The sequence below is a fragment of the Okeania sp. SIO2B9 genome (assembly GCF_010672505.1).
Classification (GTDB): Bacteria; Cyanobacteriota; Cyanobacteriia; order Cyanobacteriales; family Microcoleaceae; genus Okeania; species Okeania hirsuta.
The window spans coordinates 1-1,014 of the sequence record NZ_JAAHGK010001828.1; the positions used below are offsets into that span (position 1 = coordinate 1).

General features: G+C 40.0%; 1 pseudogene. It reads left to right on the top strand.

The features are described from left to right. Positions 1 to 18 precede the first annotated feature (18 nt). Positions 19 to 969, top strand: a pseudogene (gene purF, locus F6K13_RS34760) (amidophosphoribosyltransferase); the annotation flags it as partial. Positions 970 to 1,014: the final 45 nt, after the last annotated feature.

A 1,014-nucleotide genomic window follows, 5' to 3' on the forward strand; every position in this document is an offset into this window, starting at 1 on the left:
AAAAGCTGCTATTAGTGCTTTCATTTGTGTAAAGGAGCTTTCAGTTTAACTATTGGTACTCCAGAAGGTCTGATGGGAGTACGCGACCCCCACGGTGTAAGACCCCTTGTGATTGGTACTTTAGAAGATATCAACCCAAAAAGATATGTCCTTGCCTCAGAAACCTGTGCTTTAGATATTATTGGTGCAGAATATCTCCGAGATGTTGAACCTGGAGAGTTAGTTTGGATTACAGAAGAAGGCATGGCTTCCTTCCACTGGAATCAGAAACCACAAAGGAAGCTATGTATTTTTGAAATGATTTATTTTGCCCGCCCTGACAGTATAATGGAAGGTGGTAGTTTATACAGCTACAGACTGAAAATAGGACGCCAGTTAGCAAGGGAATCTTTAGTAGAGGCAGATATGGTAATAGGTGTTCCTGATTCTGGTATTCCAGCAGCTATAGGTTTTTCTCAAGAATCAGGTATTCCCTATGCTGAGGGATTAATTAAAAATCGCTATGTTGGCCGTACCTTTATTCAGCCCACTCAACACATGAGAGAATCAGGTATCCGAATGAAACTTAACCCTCTCAAAGATGTACTAGAAGGTAAGCGAATTATTATGGTTGACGATTCCATTGTGCGTGGCAACACCAGTAAAAAAATCGTTAAAGCTTTGCGAGATTCTGGTGCAACAGAAGTTCACATGAGAATTTCTTCCCCACCAGTTACTCATCCCTGTTTTTATGGCATCGATACAGATAACCAGGAGCAATTAATTGGAGCAACAAAATCAGTTGCAGAAATTGCTGAACAAATAGGTGTTGACTCTCTAGCATACTTGAGTTGGGAGGGGATGTTAAGAACAACGGATGAAGATCCTAAGACTTTTTGTTCTGCCTGTTTTACTGGTGACTATCCTATTCCTTTGCCAGACAAATTGAAGCGTTCTAAACTTGTTCTAGAAAATCCTGTCCAAGTTTAAAATGATGAAATATAGCGGTTTGTGTATAGCTTGAGTAGAATTTTG